The sequence below is a fragment of the Bartonella sp. AD328YNZD genome, assembly GCF_042196425.1.
In genome coordinates this window covers 1-2,607 of record NZ_JBHIQG010000322.1, presented here as the reverse complement: position 1 = coordinate 2,607, position 2,607 = coordinate 1, and the positions used below count along the sequence as shown (strand labels likewise).

1 protein-coding gene is annotated in these 2,607 nt (G+C 39.3%); it reads left to right on the top strand.

The annotated features are described in order from the left end of the window. Nucleotides 1-3 precede the first annotated feature (3 nt). Nucleotides 4-2,112: an ATP-dependent DNA helicase RecG gene (gene recG / locus ACFIO3_RS11225; RefSeq protein WP_375606649.1), complete on the top strand. Its 2,109-nt coding sequence runs from the start codon at nucleotides 4-6 to the stop codon at nucleotides 2,110-2,112. Nucleotides 2,113-2,607 lie beyond the last annotated feature (495 nt).

Sequence of the window (2,607 nt, the reverse complement as noted above, 5' to 3'; positions counted from 1 at the left end):
CTCATGCCTCCAAGTCTTCTTGCCCCTCTTTTCAACTCTATTCGAACCCTTTCTGGTATTACACCTAAAGTCTATGGTTTACTGACCAAACTCTTAAATGTTAATCCTACACAACGGGAAGCAACCCTTATTGATCTCCTTCAATTAATGCCCCATTCCGTTATAGATCGCAGAATGCGTCCCAGCATTGCTTGTGCAAAAGAAGGGGATACTGTTACACTTGAAATTGTCATCGATCAACATCAACCACCCCCACGTGGTCATAACCGAATTCCCTATCGTGTTATTGCTCATGATCAAACAGGAAAAATAAATTTAGTCTTTTTTCATGCTCAACCTCTTTGGCTAAAAAAACAACTTCCCGAAGGCAAAAAAGTCGTTGTATCAGGAAAAGTTGAATGGTTTAATGGACAACTTTCAATGGCGCATCCAGACCATATCGCCACAAGCGAACAATCAAATCAGATACCTCTCATCGAACCGATTTATCCATCTACCGCCGGACTCACTGCAAAGACGCTAAGACGTGCCATAAAAAACGCTCTCGATTTTATTCCTCTTCTACCGGAATGGATAGATGAAAATGTAAAAAAACAGCAAAATTTTCCTTCTTTTTCTGTTGCTTTACGCCGTATCCATGCGCCCATTAATCCCGATGATCTATCCTTAGAAAGTACAGCACGCAAACGTCTTGCCTATGATGAATTGTTTGCTTGTCAATTGGCACTAAGCCTCGTGCGTTTAAAAACCAAATCTCTTATTGGCGCTTCTCGACCAGCTACTGGAATTTATACTAACAAATTGCTCAATATCCTCCCCTTTCAACTTACAACCGGACAAATAAAAGCGGTAGAAGATATCGCAAATGATCTTGCTTCACCAGAACCGATGCTAAGACTGCTCCAAGGTGATGTAGGCGCAGGAAAAACTGTCGTTGCATTAATGGCAATGGCACAAATTGCTGAAAATTCAGGACAATCAGCTTTAATGGCACCAACCGAAGTGCTGGCTAGGCAACATTTTGCCACCATTGCCCCTCTTGCCGAAAAGATCGGATTACAAACAACGCTTTTAACAGGACGAGAAAAAGGAAAAATGCGGACAAATATCTTGAATGATATTTTATCAGGTCAAGTTTCTATTGTCATTGGAACCCATGCTCTCATACAAAACAGCGTTACTTATAATAATCTCGCTTTAACCATTATCGATGAACAACACCGTTTTGGTGTCCATCAACGTATTGCCCTTACAGAAAAAGGCAATCAACCTGATATGCTGGTTATGACCGCCACGCCCATTCCCCGCACCCTTGTCTTAACAACTTTTGGTGATATGGATGTCTCTAAAATTACAGAAAAACCAATTGGGCGACAACCTATTACAACAGCAACGCTTTCTTTGAAACGTCTTCATGAGCTTATAGAGCGAATTGCAATTGCATTAGAAAAAGGAGAAAAGCTTTATTGGATTTGTCCTTTAGTGGAGGACTCTACAGCTCTTGACCTTACTTCAATTGAAAACCGCTTTGCATTTCTTCATGAGCGCTTTGGAGCACACGTTGGTATGATCCATGGAAAAATGTCTACAGCAGAAAAAGAAGCAGCTATGGCATCTTTTAAATGCGGCAATACACGCATTTTAGTAGCAACCACTGTTATTGAAGTGGGGGTAGATATTCCAGATGCTTCAATCATTATTATCGAACACGCGGAACATTTTGGACTTTCACAACTGCATCAATTGCGTGGACGTGTAGGACGAGGAGATAAAAAATCTTCCTGCATTCTGCTCTACAAAGATCCACTGACAAAAACAGCAGCAACACGCCTTAATATTATCCGCAACACAGAAGATGGTTTTGAAATCGCTGAAGAAGATTGGCGTTTGCGAGGTGAAGGAGAGCTTTTAGGTACAAAACAATCCGGCGTACCTGAGTTTCATATAGCAAACCTTGCTGTTCACAGCGATCTTTTGTCAATGGCAAGAAAAGATGCTCGTTTATTTTTACAACGCGATCCTCATCTTTCTTCTGAGCAAGGACAAGCTTTACAGTTACTCCTTTATCTTTTCGGACACGACGATGCTACACGTCTCTTACGATCAGGGTAACTCTAGAAAAAAACTTTTGATAAAAAACTTAAATACCTCTCTCTTAAAATATGATTTTCTTTCTTGAAATAACCCATAAATAACCTAACGTAATCCCTACTCCATCTTTATGCCTCATAAAAGAATAACAAACCAACGTCAGATCTTCTCTTACAATCTGGATGACTCTTGCATTAAAACAATAAAAGCACTCTTGCGCTCTTTTTGCCATTATATTCACACAGCTGATTCATTTTTTGATAGGTAAAAAATATTTTTCATTCTGTCGTAAAGGGTTTGGAATGAGAAATTCAGTCGTGGAGATTCTTATTTGACAGAGAAAAATGGAAAAATAAGCTATCATTATAAATCAACTTGTTACACTTGATTATTCTCTAATCAGATTCAGAAATACAAACGCTATTTTTATTCAACCGTGACTGATTTTGCTAAATTACGGGGTTGATCAACATCTGTTCCTAATAAAACAGCCGTATGATAAGCGATTAACTGAAT

Coding starts and splice junctions, on each gene's coding strand:
- recG (WP_375606649.1), top strand. CDS start 4: ATGCCTCCAAGTCTTCTTGCCCCTCTTTTCAACTCTATTCGAACCCTT.